The sequence below is a fragment of the Oscillospiraceae bacterium genome (assembly GCA_025757985.1).
Lineage (GTDB): Bacteria > Bacillota > Clostridia > Oscillospirales > Ruminococcaceae > Gemmiger.
This window is the reverse complement of record CP107210.1, coordinates 1,704,606-1,725,920: the sequence shown is the minus strand read 5'-3', so window position 1 is coordinate 1,725,920 and position 21,315 is coordinate 1,704,606. Positions and strand designations below refer to the sequence as shown.

General features: G+C 56.4%; 17 protein-coding genes. 6 read left to right on the top strand and 11 right to left on the bottom strand.

What is annotated here, in order from left to right:
* Positions 1-105: 105 nt before the first annotated feature.
* Positions 106-765: a fructose-6-phosphate aldolase gene (gene fsa / locus OGM67_08530; protein UYJ33636.1), complete on the top strand. Its 660-nt coding sequence runs from the start codon at positions 106-108 to the stop codon at positions 763-765.
* A gap of 64 nt (positions 766-829) precedes the next feature.
* Here fsa and cls read toward each other — a convergent pair whose 3' ends face one another.
* Positions 830-2,377, bottom strand: a complete 1,548-nt coding sequence (gene cls, locus OGM67_08525) for a cardiolipin synthase (protein ID UYJ33635.1) — start codon at positions 2,375-2,377, stop codon at positions 830-832.
* Positions 2,378-2,560: 183 nt separating this feature from the next.
* Here cls and OGM67_08520 point away from each other — a divergent pair, with 183 nt between their 5' ends.
* The 4 genes from OGM67_08520 to OGM67_08505 all read left to right on the top strand — a co-directional run bounded on the left by OGM67_08520 (position 2,561) and on the right by OGM67_08505 (position 6,915).
* Positions 2,561-3,235, top strand: coding sequence for an amino acid ABC transporter permease (locus OGM67_08520; protein UYJ33634.1), 675 nt, complete (start codon positions 2,561-2,563; stop codon positions 3,233-3,235).
* Between the two features lie 4 nt (positions 3,236-3,239).
* On the top strand, positions 3,240-3,986 hold the full coding sequence (locus OGM67_08515; protein ID UYJ33633.1) for an amino acid ABC transporter ATP-binding protein: 747 nt from the start codon (positions 3,240-3,242) through the stop codon (positions 3,984-3,986).
* A complete protein-coding gene (locus OGM67_08510) occupies positions 3,986-4,825 on the top strand; it encodes an amino acid ABC transporter substrate-binding protein (protein UYJ33632.1) in 840 nt (279 codons plus the stop codon). The genes OGM67_08515 and OGM67_08510 overlap by 1 nt, the downstream gene beginning before the upstream one ends.
* Before the next feature lie 473 nt (positions 4,826-5,298).
* Complete coding sequence (locus tag OGM67_08505) at positions 5,299-6,915, top strand: ATP-binding protein (GenBank protein ID UYJ33631.1); 1,617 nt, start codon at positions 5,299-5,301, stop codon at positions 6,913-6,915.
* A gap of 73 nt (positions 6,916-6,988) precedes the next feature.
* Here OGM67_08505 and recQ read toward each other — a convergent pair whose 3' ends face one another.
* The 6 genes from recQ to OGM67_08475 form a co-directional block, all read right to left on the bottom strand.
* Positions 6,989-9,238, bottom strand: a complete 2,250-nt coding sequence (gene recQ, locus OGM67_08500) for a DNA helicase RecQ (GenBank protein UYJ33630.1) — start codon at positions 9,236-9,238, stop codon at positions 6,989-6,991.
* A gap of 19 nt (positions 9,239-9,257) precedes the next feature.
* Positions 9,258-9,830, bottom strand: a complete 573-nt coding sequence (locus tag OGM67_08495; protein ID UYJ33629.1) for a cysteine hydrolase — start codon at positions 9,828-9,830, stop codon at positions 9,258-9,260.
* 81 nt (positions 9,831-9,911) lie between these two features.
* Positions 9,912-11,861, bottom strand: coding sequence for a bifunctional metallophosphatase/5'-nucleotidase (locus OGM67_08490; protein ID UYJ33628.1), 1,950 nt, complete (start codon positions 11,859-11,861; stop codon positions 9,912-9,914).
* A gap of 285 nt (positions 11,862-12,146) precedes the next feature.
* Positions 12,147-13,874 (bottom strand): MATE family efflux transporter, encoded by a 1,728-nt coding sequence (locus OGM67_08485; GenBank protein UYJ33627.1) that lies wholly within the window; start codon positions 13,872-13,874, stop codon positions 12,147-12,149.
* A gap of 240 nt (positions 13,875-14,114) precedes the next feature.
* On the bottom strand, positions 14,115-15,386 hold the full coding sequence (locus tag OGM67_08480; protein UYJ33626.1) for a GHKL domain-containing protein: 1,272 nt from the start codon (positions 15,384-15,386) through the stop codon (positions 14,115-14,117).
* Between the two features lie 53 nt (positions 15,387-15,439).
* Complete coding sequence (locus OGM67_08475) at positions 15,440-16,054, bottom strand: class I SAM-dependent methyltransferase (protein ID UYJ33625.1); 615 nt, start codon at positions 16,052-16,054, stop codon at positions 15,440-15,442.
* A 381-nt stretch (positions 16,055-16,435) separates the two neighbouring features.
* Between OGM67_08475 and OGM67_08470 the strand changes: the two genes are divergently transcribed.
* On the top strand, positions 16,436-16,684 hold the full coding sequence (locus tag OGM67_08470) for a DUF6061 family protein (protein UYJ33624.1): 249 nt from the start codon (positions 16,436-16,438) through the stop codon (positions 16,682-16,684).
* A gap of 49 nt (positions 16,685-16,733) precedes the next feature.
* Here the strand turns inward: OGM67_08470 and OGM67_08465 are convergent, their stop codons facing one another.
* The 4 genes from OGM67_08465 to OGM67_08450 are packed head-to-tail and all read right to left on the bottom strand — an operon-like array spanning position 16,734 to position 21,282.
* A complete protein-coding gene (locus OGM67_08465; protein UYJ33623.1) occupies positions 16,734-17,759 on the bottom strand; it encodes a sensor histidine kinase in 1,026 nt (341 codons plus the stop codon).
* Complete coding sequence (locus OGM67_08460) at positions 17,756-18,433, bottom strand: response regulator transcription factor (GenBank protein UYJ33622.1); 678 nt, start codon at positions 18,431-18,433, stop codon at positions 17,756-17,758. Before OGM67_08460 ends, OGM67_08465 begins: the two co-directional genes overlap by 4 nt.
* Positions 18,434-18,452: 19 nt before the next feature.
* The gene (locus OGM67_08455; protein ID UYJ33621.1) at positions 18,453-20,525 is read right to left on the bottom strand and encodes an ABC transporter permease; all 2,073 of its coding nucleotides are present in this window, start codon (positions 20,523-20,525) and stop codon (positions 18,453-18,455) included.
* Positions 20,515-21,282, bottom strand: coding sequence for an ABC transporter ATP-binding protein (locus tag OGM67_08450; GenBank protein ID UYJ33620.1), 768 nt, complete (start codon positions 21,280-21,282; stop codon positions 20,515-20,517). The genes OGM67_08455 and OGM67_08450 overlap by 11 nt, the downstream gene beginning before the upstream one ends.
* Between the last annotated feature and the right edge of the window lie 33 nt (positions 21,283-21,315).

Genomic DNA, 21,315 nt, shown 5'->3' with positions numbered 1-21,315 from the left:
CCAAACTTCTGTCCGGTTTTTATCACACACTTTCTTGCCCGGGCACGGTCTGCCGTGTACAATAATGTTGACAGTAAAGCACATTTTTTACAGGAGGAGCGTTCTATGAAGTTCTATATCGACACCGCCAATGTGGACGAGATCCGCAAGGCAAATGACATGGGCATTATCGCAGGCGTGACCACCAACCCCAGCCTGATCGCAAAGGAGGGCCGCGACTATGCCGAGACCCTGAAGGAGATCACCACGATCGTGGACGGCCCCATCTCCGGTGAGGTCAAGGCCACGACCGCAGACGCCGAGGGAATGATCGCCGAGGGCCGCGCCATCTACGCGCTTGATCCCAAGCACATGGTCGTCAAGATCCCCATGACGGCCGAAGGCCTCAAAGCCATCAAGGTCCTCTCCGCGGAGGGTATCCCCACCAACTGCACCCTGATTTTCAGCGCCAATCAGGCATTGCTGGCCGCCCGCGCCGGTGCTACCTATGTCAGCCCCTTCCTCGGCCGTCTGGATGACATCGGCCAGCCCGGCATCGACCTGATCGAGACCATCCATGATATGTTCCTGAACTACCCCGACATCAACACCCAGATCATCGCCGCCAGCGTCCGCAACCCCATCCATGTGACCGATTGCGCGCTGGCCGGTGCCGACATCGCCACCGTGCCCTACAAGGTCATTGAGCAGATGCTGCATCACCCCCTGACCGATGCCGGCATTGAGAAGTTCAAGGCCGACTACACCAAGGTGTTCGGCGCATAACCTGCCCTGAAATGAGGAAAAGCCGCCTGTGTGGGTCCCACACGGGCGGCTTTTGTATACAGGCTCACATCAGCGGGCTGAACAGGCGCAGCACGCAGTCCAGACCGCGCAGGGCAACGCTGCGGCGGGCGGCGTACTCCTCGGTCACCTCATGGCAGAGGGGAAACAGCTCGTCAAAATCACGGCGCACCTCGGCCACGGCCCGGCAGCCGCAGAACCAGCACGCATTCTCAAAATGCAGATACAGGCTGCGGAAGTCAAAATTGATCGTGCCCACAACGGCCTCTGCGCCGTCTGCGACGCACTGCTTTGCGTGGATGAACCCGGGCGTGTACTCATAAATGCGCACGCCGCTCTTGGCCAGCGCCGCATAGTAGCTGCGCGTCACCGAGAAGATCAGCTTTTTGTCGGGGATACCCGGCGTGATGATGCGCACATCAACGCCGCTGGAGGCTGCAAGCCGCAGGGTACGCTGCATCTCATCGCTCAGGATCAGGTAGGGCGTGGTGATGTAGACATATTCCTTCGCGCTGCGGATCATGTTCAGGTAGACATTCTCGCCGGTGGCCTCATCATCCAGCGGGTTGTCGGCGTAGGGCAGCACTACGGCGTTCTCACGCGCGGTGTAGGGGACCTCGGGCAGGTAGCGCTCGATCTCGGGCGGCTCCTTCTGGGTCGCGCCCCACAGCTCCAAAAAGATCAGCGTCAGGCTGCGCACAGCGTCACCCTCCAGCCGGATGCCGGTGTCCTTCCACCGGCCGTAGGGGTGGGTGCGGTTAAAATATTCCTCGGCCAGATTGTAGCCGCCGGTAAAGCCGATGCGCCCGTCCACGACTGTGATCTTGCGGTGGTCGCGGTTGTTCATGAAAACATTCAGGATCGGAATGACCGGGTTGAACTGGCGGCACTGGATGCCGCGGCTCTCCAGCTTTTTGACAAAGGCGCTCGTGATAAAGCCGATGCTGCCCACATCATCGTAAAAAACGCGGACCTCGACACCGTGGGCGGCGCGCTCGGCAAGGATGTCCTCCAGCTCCTGCCAGGCGGAGGCGTCCTCAATGGCGTGGTACTCCATAAAAATAAAATGCTTGGCGCTGCGCAGTGCCTCCTTCTGTGCCTCCAGCGCGGCGCAGGTGTCGCCGTAGAAGGTCACATCGGTGTTGTCATAGGCCGGGTAGCCTGCCCGCGTCTGCAGGTAGTGGGCGTGGTTGCGCGCGGTGCGGTCGGGGTAGGGCAGCGCCCGGCGCTGGGCCAGCAGGGGCGCGTGGTAGCTGCGCAGCAGCGCAAGGTTGCTGTTGAACCGCTTGCGCATGACGCTGACCGCGCCGGCGCGGCCGAACAGCAGGTAGATCGTCAGCCCGAACACCGGGAACAGCAGGATCAGGATGATCCACGATATTTTATACGCAGAGTTGATATGCAGCCCGTATATGCGCAGCGTGATCAGGAAGGCCAGCACCGAGGTGCAGACCTGAATGGCGGTCGAGTAGTCGTTCAGCTTGATGGCCAGCCAGCAGATCCACGCGACCTGCAGGATGACGCCGATACCGGCAAACAGCATCCGGTTGACACTGTTCGGGATGGATTCGCGTTTTTCTTCGGTAGTGTTCATGATGTTTCTCTTTTCTGTGGAAGCAGTGTACCTTTTCTATCTCAACAGTATAGCACACCACCGGCAAAAATACCATAGCCCCGGCGGCTCTTGCAAAATGCGGGCGGATGTGCTACAATTTCATAGCATACTGTTTTGGTGGGAAATACAACCGCCCCCGTATATAAAGGAGAGAACCGCCCCATGTCCGAACGCCTTGTCGGCATCCTTCTGGATTCCTTTGGTAAAATCCTGCTGCCGGGTCTGACCGTTACGATCCCGCTGACCGCCATTTCCTTCACACTGGCGCTCATCATCGCCGTGGCGGTGGCGCTGGTCCAGTTTGCACAGGTGCCGGTGCTGCAGCGCATCGCCCGGTTTTACATCTGGGTCATCCGCGGCACGCCGGTGCTGGTGCAGCTTTTTGTCGTCTTTTACGGCCTGCCGGGTGTCGGCATCCTGATCGAGCCGTTCCCCGCGGCGGTCCTCGTCTTTTCAATCAACGAGGGTGCGTACTGCGCCGAGACGATCCGCGCCGCGCTCGAGTCGGTCCCCCGGGGCCAGATGGAGGCCGGGCAGTGCGTTGGCATGAGCTATCTGCAGATCATCCGCCGCATCATCCTGCCGCAGGCACTGCGCACGGCGTTCCCCACGCTGGCAAGCTCGCTGATCGCCATGATCAAGGATACCTCGCTGGCGGCCAACATCACCGTGACCGAAATGTTTATGACGACCCAGCGCATTGTGGCCCGCACCTATGAGCCGCTGGCGCTGTATATCGAAGTCGGTCTGGTTTACCTGCTGTTCTGCACAGTGCTGACCCGCCTGCAGGCCGTGGGCGAGCGCTACCTCAACAGCCGCGGCGCACAAAGGAGTTGAAGCTATGCTGGAAATCAGAAACCTGCGTAAGGCCTTCGGCCCGCTGCAGGTGCTCAAGGGCATTGATCTGGATGTGAACAAGGGCGATGTGGTGGCCATCCTCGGCTCAAGCGGCAGCGGCAAGACCACCATGCTGCGCTGCCTGAATTTTCTTGAGAGGGCAGATGCCGGCACGATGGATTTTGACGGCCGCCGCATCGAGCTGCACCGCGCCACCCATGCCGAGATCAACGCCCTGCGCCGCCGCACGGGCTTTGTCTTTCAGAACTACAACCTGTTTGCAAATAAGACCGCGCTGCAGAATGTGACCGAGGGGCTTATCATTGCCCGCAAGATGCCCCGCCGCACGGCCGAGGAGCTGGCCCATGCGCAGCTTGTCAAGGTCGGCATGGATGACCGCGCCGACTACTACCCCAGCCAGCTTTCCGGCGGGCAGCAGCAGCGGGTAGCCATCGCCCGCGCCATGGCGGCCGACCCCGAGATCCTCTATTTTGACGAGCCGACCTCTGCGCTTGACCCTGAGCTGACCGGCGAGGTGCTGGCCGTTATGCGCCAGCTTGCGCGGGAGGGCCGCACGATGCTGGTCGTCACCCATGAGATGGATTTTGCCCGCCATGTGGCCAACCGCGTGGTGTTTATGGAGCAGGGCGTCATTGTGGAGCAGAACACCGCCGAGGCGTTCTTCAACGACCCGCAGCAGCCCCGCACCCAAGAATTTTTACAGACCTACAAGCAAAGGAGCCTTTTGTAATGAAAAACCTGAACAGGCTGACCGCCCTGACCCTGACCGCCGCCCTGACCGCTGCGCTGACTGCCTGCGGCGGCACGGCTGCAGCATCCTCCGGCACGGCAGCGTCTGCCGATGCCACCGCCGCCGACCTGCTGAGCGAGATCCAGACCCGCGGCACCATCACCATCGCAATGGAGGGCACCTGGGCGCCCTGGACCTACCACGATGAGAGCGATACCCTTGTGGGCTACGATGTTGAGGTCGGCACCAAAATCGCCGAAAAGCTCGGCGTGGAGCCGCAGTTTGTTGAGGGTGAGTGGGACGGCCTGCTGGCCGGTCTTGACGCCGGGCGCTATGACATTATGGTCAACGGCGTTGACATCACCCCCGACCGCGCCGCAAAATACGATTTCTCCACCCCCTACGCCTACAACCGAACGGCTGTCATCACCCGGGCGGACGATGACAGCATCCAGACGCTGGGGGATCTGAACGGCAAGACGACCGCAAACACGATCTCCAGCACCTATGCCCAGCTGGCCGAGCAGTACGGCGCGACCGTCACGGCGGTCGATGACCTGAACCAGACCTTTGAGCTGCTGAACAGCGGCCGGATCGATGCGACCCTCAACGCCGAGGTGACCTTCTACGACTACACGAAGGAGCATCCCGATGCCAATGTCAAGATCGCTGTGCTGACCGATGATGCCAACGAGGTTGCGATCCCGATGCGCAAGGGCGAGGAGACCGCAACCCTGCGCGCCGCCATCGACACCGCCATTGAGGAACTGCGCGCCGACGGCACGCTCAAGGCGCTGAGCGAGAAATATTTCGGCACGGACATCTCGACCAACGACTGAAAAGCGCATTATCTCATTGCAGAGTGCCGCAGTCAGTCTGACAAAGTAACATAAGGCAATACCGCATAATTCTAAGTGCCGATACGGCGAGCGAGGTACGGCAGCTGCTAAGCCAAAAGCGCAGATAATACTTTGTGTATTATCGAGCATTTTGGCAACGCAGATGCCGTGCCGCACACCGAGCCGCAGCGAGGCGCTTCGGAGCGCAACCGCCGCTTGCGGCGGCTCTTGGCGCGGAGATCCGCCGGAGCGGTGCTTAAGCCGTCAGGCGGGAATTGTGCGGTGTTGCCATAGCTTTTCGCTGCAAGGGGGCAGGCCTGTAGGCCTGCCCCCCTTGGTGTTTTTGGTGCGGCAAATGGACAGAATCGCTGTATTTGTTGCAATAAAACAAATAACGCTTGCAATTTAACCGCAAAACAATTACAATGTAACTAATTGAGCGCAAACCGCAACAGGAGAACAGGGAGCATTGCATGATCAAAAGCTTTTACGAGGAGCCAATTTTCAGCAGCGATTTTCAGCGGAAGGATCTGCAGGTAATCGACAAATCCATCCAGCAGCTGCTGGATAAAAATAACGGCGTCGGCGTTGTAGGCGGCTTCTACACGCCGGGGCTGCCGGTCGGCATCATCAGTGAGCTGGCGCTGCGATCCCTCGGCTGCCATAGGGACGAGGTGTTCGGCAGCGGCTACACGATGCAGTTTGCTGACTGCTTTGCCGAGGACTGCGACCTGCGTGACCTTGAGAATTTCCGTCAGTTCAAGGGCAAGCGTACCCTCTGCCTGCACACCCGGGATGGGGGCTGGCGCTGGTTTTACCTCTGCAAGGACGAAAAGCAGCTGCCGGACGGCCGCGTTATGTGGCTGCTGACCCTTTGCGACTGCAACGCCCTGCACAAGCGCGAGAAATGGCTGGTCGAGGCGCGCAACAGCGCCGAGGCTGCCAACAGGGCAAAATCATCCTTCCTCTCCCGGATGAGCCACGACATACGCTCGCCGCTCAACGGCATTTTGGGCATGGCTAAGATCGCCTACGACAACGCGGAGAACCCTGAAAAGGTCCGCGACACGATGGAGAAGCTGACCGCCGCCGGGCAGCAGCTGGAAACGCTCATCAATGATGTGCTGGATATAAGCCGTATGGAGAGCGGCCGTATGCGGATCACCCATGAGCCCTTTGACCTGTATGAGCTGCTGGCCCGCTGCGGGGACACGCTGCACACCCAGGTGGTAAGGATGCAGCTGACCTGCCATGTGCATTTCAACCACCGGCATAGCCATGTTATCGGCAGCCCGTTGCATGTGCAGCGCATCATAGCGAATATCTCCAGCAACGCGGTCAAGTACAACCGGGTGGGCGGCACGATCAACTACACGCTGGACGAGATCCCCAAGGACGAGAACCACGCTGTCTACCGCTTTACGGTGCAGGATACCGGCATCGGCATGAGCGAGGAGTTCCAGCGCCATATCTATGAGCCCTTTATGCAGGAGAATGAAGCCCTGCGCAGTGAGCTGAAGGGCACCGGGCTGGGGCTGGCCATTGCGAAAGAGCTTGTGGACCTGATGGGCGGCACGATCACGGTAAGCAGCACGCTGGGCGAGGGCACGACCTTTGTCATTGAGCTGCCCCTTGAACTGGATCTGAGCGCGCCGAAGCAGCCTGCCGCGTGCAAGCCGCTGCCCAGCCTGAACGGGATGAAGCTGCTGCTGGCCGAGGATAACGCACTGAACGCCGAGGTCGCCTGCTACCTGCTGGAAAACGCCGGGGCTGCGGTGACGGTGGCCGAAAACGGTCAGGCGGCACTCGATGCCTTTTTGGCAACCGGTAAGGGGGAGGCCCCGCTGCTTGATGCGATCCTGATGGATGTTGTCATGCCGGTGATGGACGGTCTGCAGGCGGCGCGCGCGATACGCGAAAGCAGCCACCCGCAGGCAAAGGAGATCCCCATCATTGCGCAGACGGCCAACGCCTTTGCCGAGGATGTACAGCGCACACAGCAGGCAGGTATGAACGACCATATCTCAAAGCCGCTGAATGAGGCCGCTCTGCTGCGCGTGCTGGCGCAGTATTATAGGCCCCAACAGTAAAATAAAAATCAGCCTCGCCCGCCGCTGCAGTTATGCAGCGGCGGGCGAGGCCTTTATACGGCGGGCGATGCCGTTACTTCACGATAAAATGCTCTACGATCATTCGCTGCACCGGCGGGGTGTACTGCAGCACGGCGTAGGGCGTGCCGCGCGCGCTGACACGCTCGGCGCTGCGCAGACCGGCATCGACACCGGCGGGGGTGGGGACATAGTAGAACCCGCTGGTGGGCAGCTTTTCCATGGCGATCAGGCGCTGCTCAAGCAGCCATGCCTCAATGGCCTTGATGGTCGGGGCCTTCATGCCGGGGCCGCCGGCCTCGGCCAGCGCAGCCTTCAGCTCTGCACCGGTGTAGGCGTCCCCGTAGCGGAACTGCCCGGCGGTCTCCTCGGTCAGGGAAAAAGCTGCCTTGGGGCCCTTGGCGGCCTTGCGGGGTGTCTCGCCCTCGGCGGGGGCAGGCTCCGCAGCGGGGGGATCAAGGCTCAGCACGGCATCAGGATGTGCGGCGCGGTAGGCCTCGATGACGGCAAAAAAGCGCGCTGCGTACTTTTCATACTTGCGCTCGCCCATGCCGTACACGCCGATCATCCCCTCCACACTGCGCGGCGCGCGCAGGCACATATCGGCCAGCGATTTATCACCAAAGACAACATAGGGCGGCAGTCCCTCGCTCTGCGCGATCTCAAGGCGCAGCGTGCGCAGCTCGGCAAAGAGTGCAAGCCCTGCACCGGTCAGGCTGTCCATGATGCTGCGGTTTTGTGGCTTCGGGGCGGTGCGCTCCGGCTCCTGCCGGGGCGGCAGCCGCACAAGGACCTGCGCACCCTCCTTCAGCGGGGTGATGTCACCCAGACGCAGCACAGCGTACTGGTCATCGGTCTGTACAAGGTAGCCGTCCTCCAAAAGCTGGGCCAGCAGCCGGTCCAGCGTATCGCGCGGCAGCGCCTGCAGGGTGCCGTAGCTTTTCAGGCCCGGTGCGCCAAGCTCCCGCAGGCGGGCGCGGTTCGCGCCCTGCAGCGTGCCGAATACGACCGCCTTGCCGAACCGCCCGCGCAGCTCCGCCACGCAGTTGATCATCCGCTTGGCGGCATCGGTCAGGTCGGCCTGCTCATAGACATTGTTGCAGCTGCCGCAGCTGCCGCAGGGCGCGGTGGGATGCTCGCCGAAATAGGTCAGGATCGTGTTGCGCAGGCAGGCGGTGGTGCGGCAGTACTGCTCCATCACCTGCAGCCGCTGCAGATCGCGCTGGTACAGCAGCGCGGCGTCCTCCTCCTCTAAATCAGGGTTCTCCCTGCGCTCAAGCAGGAATTTGTTGATGATGACATCCTGCGCCGAAAAAAGCAGCACACATTGGGCGGGCAGTCCGTCACGCCCGGCGCGGCCGGCCTCCTGATAGTAGTTTTCCATACTGGAGGGCATGTTGTAGTGCAAGACAAACCGCACATTGGATTTGTCAATACCCATGCCAAAGGCGTTTGTGGCTACGATGACCGGCGCCTTGTCGTAGATGAAATCGTTCTGGTTGGTGCGGCGGGCCTCGGCGGTCAGCCCGGCGTGGTATTTGGCGGCGGCAAAGCCGGCCTCGGCCAGCAGCTCCTGCAGCTTATCGACATTTTTGCGGGTGGCGCAGTAGATGATGCCGCTCTCGCCCGGGTGGTCGCGCAGGTATTGCAGCACAAAGTCGTCCTTGCGGCGGGTGGCCTCGACCTGAAAATACAGGTTCGGGCGGTCAAAGCCCGTCACCAGCACCTTGGGGTTCTGCAGCCGCAGCGTGCAGCGTATATCCTCCTGCACTGTCCGGGTCGCTGTGGCCGTAAAGGCCGAGAGGATCGGCCGCCGGGGCAGACTGTCCACAAAGGCAAGGATCTTGAGGTAGCTGGGGCGGAAATCCTGCCCCCACTGGCTGATACAGTGCGCCTCGTCTACTGTGATCATCGAAAGCTCGGCCGCTGCGGCAAAGCTGCGGAAGGCGCTGCTCTCCAGCCGCTCGGGTGCGACATAGAGGAGCTTGTAGCTGCCCTCGGCGGCAAGGGTCAGTGCCTTGTCGATCTGCGCCTCGCTCAGGCTCGAGTTGATGAAAGCGGCGCGGATACCGGCGTTGTTCAGCGCCTTGACCTGATCCTGCATCAGCGAGATCAGCGGCGAGATGACAAGGGTAATGCCCGGCAGCAGCAGGGCAGGGACCTGATAGCAGAGCGACTTGCCTGCGCCGGTGGGCATGACGGCCAGTGCGTCCCGCCCGGCCAGAATGGCGTTGACAATCTCCTCCTGCCCGGGGCGGAAGGAATCGTAGCCGAAATAGCGTTTGAGCGCTTCAAGCGGTGTCATGGTGCGGATGCCTCCGGCCTTACAGGATCGTAAACTGGCAGGCACGCATGGCGTCCAGCGCGGTGCGGTGGGTGCCCGGTGTCACCCCGGCGCAGCAGTCGGAGAGGATCTCGATCTCCGTTTCGGGGAAGGCGGCGCGCAGCACCATCGCGTTGCTGATGACACAGATGTCGGTGCAGTAGCCGTAGATAACGATTTTTTCAAGGTCGGTCACGGCCTTGTTGTGGGCCATCAGCTCGTCCAGAATATCGCTGGGCAGCATATAGCTGCCGAAGGTGGCCTTGTTGATCACGCGGCAGACCGCAGGCTCGGTGCCGGCCATCGCGTTTTCCAGCTCCGGGGCAAGGTTCCAGCCGTCCTCGCCCTCGATGCAGTGCTCCACCGGCAGATGGCGGCCCTCCCGCGTTTCCAGATAGTTGTCGGGGTGGGTGTCGCGGGTAAAGAACATCCAGTGCCCGGCCTCGGCGTGGGCCTTGGCGGTATCGGCCAGATGGGCTACATTGGCCTGCGCAGCGGGGTTTGCCAGCGCACCGGTGATAAAGTCCTTCTGCACATCGACCACAATATCAAGAATGATTTTTTCGCTCTCCATGTTTGCTCTCCTTTTAGGGAAATACCTATACTGTATTCGTATCCAGTATAGCCCCGATGCGCCCTTTTGGCAAGGGCGGCCTTATGCGGCGCGGCGTCTGGCCTTTTTGACCAGCTTTCGGATCAGCAGTACAACCAGCACGATCAGCAGCACCGCCACGGCCAGCAGACCGGCGTAAACGGCGGTGAATTTGTTGGGATTCTTCAGCAGGGCAAGGGGGCTGCGGCTGGTATCGACCAGCTTGCGGCCGTGGGTGGTGCTGTAATACGCCGGCACATTGGCAATGCCGTCGCCGTCCGTGTCGGCAAACGAGGCCATATAGCGCGCGATCGAATCCCATGCCTTCAGCTCCCGGCCGTTTTCCGTGATGATGACATCCTCAAAGTCGGTGATGGGGGTGCCGTCCGCATACTTCGGCACGATGGCGAGGATGCCATAGGACATGTCGGTCACGGCGCTCAGCATCTGGCCGCTGTACAGGTCAGCCACGATGCGGTACAGCTTATCATCCTCCAACGCAACGCGCTGCCCGTCATCCTCAAGGCAGACATCGGTCACCTTGTTCAGCAGCAGCCGGTGCGGGTTGTAGGTGAAGTTCAGCCCGCTGCAATACAGGCGCGCCGTTGTCATAAAATCGGACACGGAGGCATCGATCTCTGCAGCAGTACGGATCTCCCGCCCGGTCAGGTAGACGCTGATGAGCGGATAGCCGGGCACGCCGTCCGCACCGATACCCAGCGAGAAGGAATTGAACACCTGCTCGACCGTAATGTCGCCCCGGGCGTAGGTGTCGCGCACTGTGCCGCTCGGCACAACGGCCAGATCCACCGGTACACCGTCATAGTCGGCGGCGTTCTCCACGGCGTAGACATAGGCATCCGCAATGATGTCGCCGAGGTTATGCTCCTCGTGGATGTTTTCAAGATCCTTCTGGGTGGAAAAGACAATGTCGTTCTCTGCAAGGACCTGATCCTTCGTGTAGCCGAACCGGGCAAGATAGTCGGTATCCACGGTGTCCATAAAGCTGTCGATCGTCTGCTGCGTGGCGGCGTGCACCGCAATATCCGATGTGATCGGGATCAGCTCATAGGCAGACATGGCCCACCGGCCGTCCGCCTGCTGTGTCAGCGTAAGCTCGCCAAGGTTCTTGCCGTACTCGCCGCAGGATACCACATAGGTGCTGCCGTGTTGGATCGGCTTCTCGAGCTCGGTGTGGGTATGGCCGCTCAGGATCAGATCAAGGTCGGGCACCGCCTTGGCCAGCAGCTCGTCCTCGGACTTGCTCTCGTCCTCCCATGTGCCGCTGTGGGAAACGCAGACGATCATATCCACATCCTCGTTGGCCTTGATGTCGGCCACGGTCTGTTTGACCGCCTCGATCGGGTCCTCAAATTTCAGCTCGCAGGTCGGGGCGCAGGCAAGCGCGTCCTTGCCGAAAACACCCACCACGGCAATGTCCACATCGCCCTTCTCCAGCACGGTATAATCGCTGACGCCGTATGTGGCAAAGGCGTCCTTCAGGCGCTGCTGCCCCTCGGTCAGGCCCTCTGCCTCCATCGTGTCCCAGTCTACATTGCAGACCACCATGGCCGGGACAGCATCCCCGGACGCCTGTGCGCTGGTCAGCATGTTGGCAAGCCCCTTGGAGCGATAGTCAAACTCATGGTTGCCGAGGGTCGTTACATCGCACCCAAGATGCCCCAGCATGCGCAGCTCGGCCGCCTGCGTTTCAAACACGGTCTGGATCAGTGTTCCCATAGAGAAGTCGCCGCCGTCGATCACCAGCGTATCGGGGTTTTGCGCCCGCTGCGCCTCGATCAGGGTGTTCATGCGTGCAAAGCCGCCCAGCTCTGTTTCCAGCCCGTCCACCACCGTGGTGAAGGTGTTCAGATGAGAGTGGGTGTCGTGGGTAAATACGATGTCTACCGCTGTGCCCGGTGCTGCGTCCTGCGCGCAAACGGGCCATGCGCAGGGCACAGCCGCAAGCAGCAGCACGCCCGCCAGTGCCAGCGCGGTACATTCTTTTCTCATTTCCTATTCTCCTTTACCAATGCCCGCCGAAGTCACAGGGCCGCAAGCTGCCGCCTCCCTCCGGTATATAAGAGCATTACTGCTATATAGTTGTAACCATATTGCTGATATTTTAGCATATATGCACAGCCCGCACAAGCCTTTTCGGCAAGGGTAAAAGAAAGCGGAAGAAATAGGATTTGACAGACATTGGAAGCTCTGGCAATGGCACACAAGGCGCAAATACAGCGCGGCCTCTGGCGAGCAGGGGCCGCGCTGTGATGACGAAGCGATGGAAAACACTTTTTATATCCGCACGACAAGGGTGCTGAAGCTCTCATACTGCTGGTAAGAGAACTCCTTGGCCTGCTGGTGGATGACCTGCATACCCACGGCCTCGATGTCCAATGTGCCTTTTCCGCCAAGGCGGTCGGCCTGTGCGGAGAAGGAGTCGAAAAAGTCGGTGTTGTCCCGGATGTGCAGCTCAAAATCGCCGTCCTCAAGCGCGACAAGCGTGATCTGTATCTCCGCGATATGCCCGGGTGCCTGTTCGAGGAACGCCGAGCAGCTTTCTGCTGCAGCCATCGAAACAAAGTACCGCTGCCGTGGTGCCGCCTGCCACCGGTCGCAAAAGGCTGCAATGCCGCCGGCCATGGCCGTGAACTCCCGGCTGCTGCCGTGCATCGTCAGTGAGTAGACCCGCGCGGCATCAAACAGGCGTTCCCGGCCTGTCAGGCAGCGCCATACAAAAAGCAGCAGCAGAGAAAGCAGCTCGGTCACGGGGTAGAGCCACCAAAACTGCGGCAGGGAAGTGGCAAAAAATACCGTGCAGGGCAGCAGTATTACAAAGTTTCGCAGCAGGGTGATGATAAAGGCGTTTTGCTCCTCATGAATCGAGCGATAATAGGTGTGCAGCACCATGCTGACACCGGCCCCTATACTGCTCAGGGCATACAGCCGCAGCGCCGGTGCGCCAAGGTAGTGCAGTGCCTCCTCGTGCAGACCGAAGGCACTGCAGATAAGGCCCGGAAACAGGAAGATCAGCGCCGCTGCGGTGCTGCCGGCATAGAGGCCCCACCGCAGCGCAAACGCGAGGGCGCGTCGTGCCGCCGGCAGGTTTTTCTCACCGTAAAAGGTTCGGAACAGCGGCTGCGCCGCCTTGGCAGCACCGATGTATATGTACAAAATCAGATACGCGGTGCTTTGCACCACGGCGAAAACCGCCACGCCGTTTTCCCCCTCGAGGCGCAGCAGCAGATGATTGGCAAAGAGGAAAAACACCATCCGGTACAGGTACGGGGCCGCGGCGGGCAGCCCGCTTTTCAGGCAGGAGAGTGTCTCGCGCGGGTTTGGCCGGGCAGCGGCAAGGTGCAGCGTGCGGTCTTTCGCAAAAAGGGCGGGCATATAGCACAGCACCGACACCGAAAGTCCAATCAGGGTAGCACCGGCGGCACCGGCTGTGCCCATCCCCAGACCCGGCACAAGCACAAGATCCAGCGCGATGCGGATGGCGTTGCCATACAGGGAACCACGCGTTGCCAGCCGCCGGTTGTCATCGCTGCGCAAAAAGTCGTTGAGCACATACTTTAAAAGAAAGAGCGGCGCACCGGATGCGATCAGACACAGATAGCCTTTGGCGGCGGTGTACAGTGTGCCGTCAGCGGGTGTGGTGCCCAAAAGCTCCAGAATTGCTTGCGGGAACAGATTGACAAGCGCGGCAAGCAGCACGCTGACGGCAAGCCCCGCCTGCAGGACGCGGTTGAAGCAATCTGTTGCCTGCGCGGGCTTTCCCTCCGCCAGAAGCCGGGCATAGCGCGTGCTGCCGCCCAGCCCCAGACCATGTACAAAGGCAAGGAGCATCGTATGCAGCGGCAGACTGAAGCAGAGCGCCGCCAGGCCGGTGACGCCCATCTGCCAGCCGATTACTATGGCATCTGCCATGGCAGCAAACGCCAGCCCTAAGGAGTACGCCAGTGAGGGGGCGAGCAGGCGGTGGAACATCCGCGGTGTAAAGTGATCCTTATGTTGACTCATAGCAGAGGATAGGCCTCCCGTATTTCATGCTTTGCAGTGCCTTGAAAAGCGGTTTTCTGCAGACTGGGTATCTATACTCTGATTATAATCGGATAATCCGGCTTTACCTCATTTTTGCGTGAAACGCCGGTTATTCTGCGTGAAATACAGCGGCGGCCGCCGCAAAAAAAGCGGAGGCTCACCGGGAGCCTCCGTGATAACTTGTTATGCTTTTGCGCCTGTTGGGGCTGCGGTGTTGCCTTAGCAGTTCAGGACAAGGCTGGCCGTCACGATGCCGTCCTGCAGGTGATAGCGGATGTTGCCGTCGTATTTGTCGACCGCCATCAGGATGCTTTCAATGCCGGTGCCCTTCGGCTCGATCATATCGTCCACGATCACAAGGCCGGGGGCACAGGGGTTGCTGCACACGATCACGAGCTTCCCCTTTTTTATGCGGAGGCTTACCGTGATCTTTCCGTGGGAGCCGCACGCCGTACAGCCGTTGCACGCGTTTTCCAGCAGATTGGAAAGGATCGCCACAAAGTCCATGTCGGCAATCGCCGTATCCTCGGGCACCTCGGCTGTCACCGAAACGGCAATGCCCTCCTTCTGCGTGCGGTTGTAAAAATTGTTCAGAATAGCGTTGACCGTGACATGCGGGCAAAAATCGATCTGGCTTGCGGTGTCCAGACTGTGGATAAATTCCTCAATATAATGCTCTGCCTCCTGCGGCTTTTCCTGCTGGAGCAGCAGCGCAAGATTCTGCATATGATGCCGGAAATCATGGCGCATGGCCTTGGCTGCCATGGCGTTTTCCCGCGCGGTGGCAAGCTGCCCCTGCAGGTATTGCACATTTTGGCTGATCAGCTCCATCCGCGCCTCGGCGCTCATGGATTGGATCGTGCCGAATATGACCCAGAGAACGGCAACGAAAATCACCGTGGTCGTGCCAAACAGCATGGAATACACGGTGTCGCGCGTATTGCGCATGATGAGTGCGACCAGCAGGGAAAACACAAATAAAAACAGCGCCGATACAAGCGAGATGGAATACCATGTCCGTTTTTTGTCCCCCGGTACCGTGCGCATATACGGGCGGGCATGGCGCAGATACAGCAGGATTGCCGGTACAGTCAGCGCTATGCGCACGATGCTGCGCGCGTATATCTGCCCAACGCTCGACAGGCCCGGCAGCAGACTGTCACACAGCAAAACCGAAAGACAGAGTATGATGCAGAAGATGTTTGCATAGGTGAGGATCAGGAACAGCTTTTTGCTGAAGGAGTCGGCCGAGGTGTACAAAAACAGCGCAACGGCCGGTACGATGGTGCCCACAAACGAGAAGGAGATCACATGCGGGGAGGTCTTGCCCAGCAGCATAAACGCCAGCAAGGCCCATACGATAAAGAACAAGGCGTAAAGCCCGTAGAGCAGCAGGGTCTTTTTGACCGAATACTTCCGCTCGGTCATTGCGGCAAAGCAGGCGATATGCGTTGCCACCATAAGCAGGGAGGTCATAACCAGATGATTCATTGCTATGCTACCTTTTCTTCCAAAAATCGGGCGGCGCGGCGAAAGAGTAATTGTCAGCCTAACATCAGGACGCCTGCACAATCAGACATTTGCGTAAAGGAAAGAGCCGGGAAATCTTTTCTTAATTCTTCAACGACAAAGTAGATTTCATCAGGATCCCATGCATCGCCGGCCTTCCATTTGCACTGCTCTAAAGCCTCGCGTGTCTCAAAGGCAACATCACCGATGATGATTTTGCCGTTCTCCTTTAAATAGCTGCGCAGGTCTGACAGAAAGCTTCTCTTTTGCGCATCCGTCAAATGATGCAGAGAGTATGTCGCAACAATATAATCATAGCGGCAGCTTCGCAAAGGCTCAACAAGCCCTTTTGAAAAGTCCCCCTGATATAAATGTGCGTTTGGCATTTTCTCAGATGCCAAAGCAATCATTCTTGACGAAAAATCCTGCCCATAGATGGAGCAACCGTGCTCGTACAGTTTGGTTGTCAATGTGCCTGTTCCGAACCCGATATCCAGCACAACGGCATTTTCTGATTCCATTATGGTCTGAAAAATGAACCCGAGCACCTTTTTATAACCGGCAAAGGGATAGGTATTTCCCTCATCAGAAAGGCCGACCGCTTTGTCATACCCATCAGCCCAAAGGTCAAATTCCTTGCTGTTCAGCATACTTATATCCTCGATGACTTCTGATTTATCTGCTGTTCCCGGCGGGCTTGCAGGGGACGCAGTTTTCCTCACAAAGCAGACCATAAAAAGCAGATCTGCCCCGGCGGCACCGCAAACCATTACACTTTTTTTACAGGATACCGCACCCATGGGTGCTTGTCAAGGCGCGCTTGCTATACCCTGAGTGCCTCGGTTCTGCACAGCGGCTCGCAAAACAGGAAAAAGCCCGTTGTTGGTTGGCTTAACAGTGATAAGGAACTAATTTACTTATCAACTGTTAGCTGACGGTTTCCGGGGTGCATACGGACAAATCCCGTCTGATTTCTAACAGGAAGTCAGACGGGATTTTCGCTTTATATTACGAATTATGGAGGACATACCATGAAAACCTTAATATCTTGTGCCTACAATATGGATAATTGCTGTGTGGAAGTGAAATTCAGCGACGGCAGTATGATTGCGATTGACACTATCGTCGTTGAGAACGAGATTGCTGACAATATGTATCAGCGGTCAGAGCTGGATTATTTGATCTACAACGCTCCTTTGGAGTATGCAGACCTTATCTTGAACGGCGATCCCGAAACCTATTTGAAAACTGTAACAGAATACAAGCCTTGGGATAGCTGACAACACGCTGCCCGCAGGAGAAAATCCTGCGGGCGTTTTTCTGTTTATATTATTTCCCTCCGTTGGATCTCAATTTAGGAAAGAAGATGACAATCTTGAAGCTCTTTCCCCACTGGGAAGCTGCTTCCAGATGAAGATTTAGATCGTCGGCCATCTTCTTAACCAGGTAAAGTCCCATACCGGTAGCCTTCTTTCTGCTGTCAGTAGAATCCCCGGTAAAGCCCTTTTGAAAAATGTACGGCAGATTATATTTTTTTACGCCAATGCCGTTATCTTCAACAGAAAGGATATCTGCAGTCTCCGAATGTATCACGGAAATTGTAAGCATGGGACTATCGCTGCTATATTTGATGGCATTGCTAACGATTTGTCCCAACATAAACTGAAGTCCTCTACGGTCTGTATAGACTGTTTCAGATTGCAGTTTGTTGAGAATGACAAAATGCTTCTCTTCAAGAAGTGGGGCATAGTCCTCCAGAACTTCACCCAAGCAGTCATTCAAATTGACATCCTCAAATCGGTAATCCTTTGTACTGCTCTTCAACCGGGCATAGTACAGCATCTGCGTGACATCCTCCTGAAGCTGACTGCGGACATAATCCAGCTTTGCTTGCAGGGAAGGAGAGATTTCATCGTTCCGGTTATCCAAGAGCATGGTCAGCAACGATAGGGGCGTTTTCGCTTCATGTGCCCAGCCCTCCACGTATTCTTCATAGTCCCGTAGGGCATCCGCCATATTGTTACTCTCGTTTTTGTATTCCCGTAAAACCGAAGCCAAAAATCGGACAGATTCTCCTTCTTTCTGACTAATGGCACTGAGCAGCCGTTCTTCATTGCAGATGGTAGGATCACTGAGGAAATCTCGGAACAGTTCCATGTGGGTGTTCTCCCTCTTGTTTAGTACAAACAGAATCGCTGAAAACAAAAGGATGCTCGTCAGAACTACTAACCCGATCAAGGTTTGAAATACCTGAATGTCAGAAATCCAAAGAATGACAGCGCAAAAGCAATCCACGCCCAGCAGCAACAGAAGCCAGGGGTAGTACCGTTCTATCATGTGCCAAAGCTGCTTCATAGAGACACCTCCGCTTCCAAACGGTAGCCCATTCCTCGAACTGCAACGATTCGCTGCTTCATTTCAAGGGCGGACATCGTTTTTTTCAGCCGGGTTAGGTTAACCTGCAAGGCATTTTCATCTATGTATTCCGTGGTTCCCCATAGTGCCATGCAAAGCTGCTCCGTCGTGACCAGAGCATCGCCGCCGGACAAAAGAGCGACCAACAGTTTTCCCTGATTTTTTGGAAGCACCACAGAGGTATTATGAATATAAAGCGTGTAGGTCTGCTGGTCTAACAGGAAATCTGGTCCCTCTATGAGATTGGTACGGCCTTCATACCTTTTGAGAATATTGGATACCCTGGCAAGAAGTCGATCTTTTCTGCACGGCTTCGTCAAATATTCATCGGCACCCAACTGGAACGCTTGCAGTTCATCCTTTACCTGATCTCTGGAAGTCAGCACCAGGACGGGGATAGCAGTTTTATTCTTTAGCTCCTGGCAGATTTGAAAGCCACTGATCTCCGGCAAGTTCAGGTCTAAGATCACAAGGTCAGGGCGGAGGGCTGCCAAGAGCCGAGCGGCATCTTCAAACTCGGTAATTGCCTCCACAAGATAGCCGTCCTTTTGGAGCATATCGCAGAGTTCTTCCCGCATATAGACTTCATCTTCCACAACAGCAATTCTTTTCATGACAGCACCTCCTTCCAAATTATTCTTCTCTCTGCGGCTGCATCAGTGTCAGCAAATACCGATCACTGGAGCGCTTGACCACTCTCATATAAATATATTCTATCACGCAAAGTAGTAAAATCATAGCAGCAGATACAAGCAGCATTTCAGACACTGTCCCACGGGTTCGGGACGAGAGTATCCCTGTAAATAACGCCCTGACTCCAAACAGACTGCTGACAGCCGCAACCAATACAGGAAGTCCCATAAACCAGGTAATTTGCTTTCCAGCAGACTGGCAAAGGGTTTCGTAAGTAGCTCCCAGGCGGATCAGGGTCTGGTATCTGCGCCCGGTTTTCTGCTGACTCATCAGGAACTGAACACCCACGATGGTGTTGGCAACTACCAGGAAAACAATCGCAAGATAGAGGGTAATATAACTGGATGCTATGGTGTAGAAAAGCTGACGACCTATATTCTGAAGATAGCTTTCATATTCAATGCCAGTTTCGTCCAGCTTCTCGTTCAAATCCAAATATGCAGTCATAAGGCTATTTCCATCCAGAGCCTGCTCACTGAGCACCGCATTGACATAGGTATCATACATTCCCTGGCTATAATATAGGAATGCTTCATCCGGAAGAATCAATGCAAAGGACAAGGTTATAGAACGGTCCGTGACCAAATTCACAGACTGAACCTCTCCTGTAAGATGAATCGGACTACCATCCAGTTCCACCTTGGGCTGTCCGGCCAATACTTGGTTCAGCATTGCGGTACGGCTTACCGTAGTAAACTCTGTATCAATATAGACAGCGGCCTCCTTTTCGCCTAATTGGAGAGCCGGTTTGCCGGACAATTCCAACAAACGATTATAGTCCGATAAACAAATCAAATATGGGTATGTGGCATAACCAAGATTGTTCAGAAGGACATCCCGGTCTTCCGACTGGGGCAGGCTCCGAAGAGAGTCCATAACAGCGTCCATGCTGTAGGCATTATCATAATCTTCTGTGGTGCGAATACGCCCAACCCTCATTTCAAAAAGCTCTGAAAATTGATTTTCCAAACCGTTTTCTTTCAGGGCTGCCTTTATATTCGGAAGAACCTGCGATGAATCTTCTGCAGTATGATCTTCAAAAGTATAGTCGATTACATGGCCAGAAGACAGGCTATTCGTTCCTGCAATTCCTACGCCCGCACCAAAACAACACAGCGCCGCCAGAATCAGCAGGGAGCTGATGGCCATGGAGGTTGACTGATGAATAACATTCTCCTGAATCTGCCGGAAGGTAAATACATGAAGCTGCTTATTTCCTTTTCCTTTCTTAACAATCAAAGCAATCAGCGCACGCATCCCATAGAAAAGCAGCATCGTACCAACTATGCCCAACAGCAAAGTCAGTCCCATCATACTTACCTTTGTCCATGCAATTCCCTGAATCGCCATGTAGTAAGCCACTGCCAACATCACACTTCCGCATATAGCAGCCAGTCCATAGATAACAGATGGCATTTGCTTTTTGGGGCGGTTCGTTGGCTGGGATAGCAAAGTACCGATCTCCTGGCGGCTGATTCGTCCACTCAAAATCAGAAGTGCCGTCAGCTTAATTGCCAGAAATCCTGCCAGCGTCCATTCAATTGCAGACCAGGATAAAGAAAACTGATGACCGATGATCCCCATGCCTACCAGCTTGGCGGTGACAAGACTGACAATTTCTGAAAGCACCACAGCCACAGGTAAGCCTATGAGCATGGCAAGAATACTGGTCAGGAAATCTTCCGCCAGAAGCATACCAAACAGTTTACTTCTACGCATCCCCAACATTAGATAAACACCAAACTCATGCCGTCTGCGCTCGAACTGATACTTGCAGGCAAAATAGATCAAAAAGAACAGAATACCGAGGGTCATCCCATAAAACGCAGGAATCAGAAGCAGGAGTTTGTCAACTGCGTCACTCTCCATTTTCTGCAAAAAGAGCATCACATCTTGAGTGGAGATGGAAAGAATCATGTAAAAGGCAACAATAGAAATCACCAGGGAGCTGAAAAACAGACCGTTTTCCTTTCGGCTGCGGTGGCTGTTCCGAAGAATGAGATTAGAGAACATTTGCGCTGCCCCCTCCCAGTTGCGCCATCACCTTCAGGATGCGCCCGTAGAACTCCTGCTGGCTTTCGTCTCCACGCCGAAGCTCATGAAAGATCACGCCGTCCTGGATGAACAGAATGCGCTTGCAAAAGCTGGCGGCATTGGAATCATGGGTTACCATCAGGATCGTAGCTTGTTCGTCACGATTCAGGCCGGACAGCTTCTCCATAAGACTTCTTGCGTTCTTAGAATCCAGCGCACCCGTCGGTTCATCGGCAAGGATCATTTGGGGATGTAAGATCAGAGCCCTTGCTGCCGCAACACGCTGACGCTGGCCGCCGGACATCTTGGACGGAAACTTATCCAGAACATCAGTGATTTCCAGATAGTCAGCCAACTGCTTCAGCCGCTGGCTGCTTTCTGCTTCGGATACCCCATGCAAGGAAGTCGGGAGCAGGATGTTTTCCCTGCCAGTCAGGTTGTCCAGCAATTCAAAGTTCTGGAATAGATAACCAACTTTTTTGCCACGGTACTCTGCAAGAGCCTTTCCCTTGAGGGATTGCAGAGTATCGCCTTCCACCTGAATGCTTCCACCTGTGGGTTGAATCACAGTCGCAATACAATTGAGCAGTGTGGATTTACCGGAACCGCTGCTTCCCATAATGCCGAGAAACTCTCCCGGCATCACCTGGAAGGTGATCCCATTCAGTGCCTTTGTTTGACTTGGCACATTGCCATAGATTTTTGTTAAATTTTCAATATTCAAAATGGGTTTCATGTGAATACCTCCTATCATTTGTAATAAAATGAT

Coding starts and splice junctions, on each gene's coding strand:
- recQ (UYJ33630.1), bottom strand. CDS start 9,238: ATGACACCGCTTGAAGCGCTCAAACGCTATTTCGGCTACGATTCCTTC.
- OGM67_08460 (UYJ33622.1), bottom strand. CDS start 18,433: ATGAAAAGAATTGCTGTTGTGGAAGATGAAGTCTATATGCGGGAAGAA.
- fsa (UYJ33636.1), top strand. CDS start 106: ATGAAGTTCTATATCGACACCGCCAATGTGGACGAGATCCGCAAGGCA.
- OGM67_08495 (UYJ33629.1), bottom strand. CDS start 9,830: ATGGAGAGCGAAAAAATCATTCTTGATATTGTGGTCGATGTGCAGAAG.
- OGM67_08485 (UYJ33627.1), bottom strand. CDS start 13,874: ATGAGTCAACATAAGGATCACTTTACACCGCGGATGTTCCACCGCCTG.
- OGM67_08470 (UYJ33624.1), top strand. CDS start 16,436: ATGAAAACCTTAATATCTTGTGCCTACAATATGGATAATTGCTGTGTG.
- cls (UYJ33635.1), bottom strand. CDS start 2,377: ATGAACACTACCGAAGAAAAACGCGAATCCATCCCGAACAGTGTCAAC.
- OGM67_08465 (UYJ33623.1), bottom strand. CDS start 17,759: ATGAAGCAGCTTTGGCACATGATAGAACGGTACTACCCCTGGCTTCTG.
- OGM67_08515 (UYJ33633.1), top strand. CDS start 3,240: ATGCTGGAAATCAGAAACCTGCGTAAGGCCTTCGGCCCGCTGCAGGTG.
- OGM67_08480 (UYJ33626.1), bottom strand. CDS start 15,386: ATGAATCATCTGGTTATGACCTCCCTGCTTATGGTGGCAACGCATATC.
- OGM67_08520 (UYJ33634.1), top strand. CDS start 2,561: ATGTCCGAACGCCTTGTCGGCATCCTTCTGGATTCCTTTGGTAAAATC.
- OGM67_08455 (UYJ33621.1), bottom strand. CDS start 20,525: ATGTTCTCTAATCTCATTCTTCGGAACAGCCACCGCAGCCGAAAGGAA.
- OGM67_08475 (UYJ33625.1), bottom strand. CDS start 16,054: ATGCTGAACAGCAAGGAATTTGACCTTTGGGCTGATGGGTATGACAAA.
- OGM67_08490 (UYJ33628.1), bottom strand. CDS start 11,861: ATGAGAAAAGAATGTACCGCGCTGGCACTGGCGGGCGTGCTGCTGCTT.
- OGM67_08450 (UYJ33620.1), bottom strand. CDS start 21,282: ATGAAACCCATTTTGAATATTGAAAATTTAACAAAAATCTATGGCAAT.
- OGM67_08505 (UYJ33631.1), top strand. CDS start 5,299: ATGATCAAAAGCTTTTACGAGGAGCCAATTTTCAGCAGCGATTTTCAG.
- OGM67_08510 (UYJ33632.1), top strand. CDS start 3,986: ATGAAAAACCTGAACAGGCTGACCGCCCTGACCCTGACCGCCGCCCTG.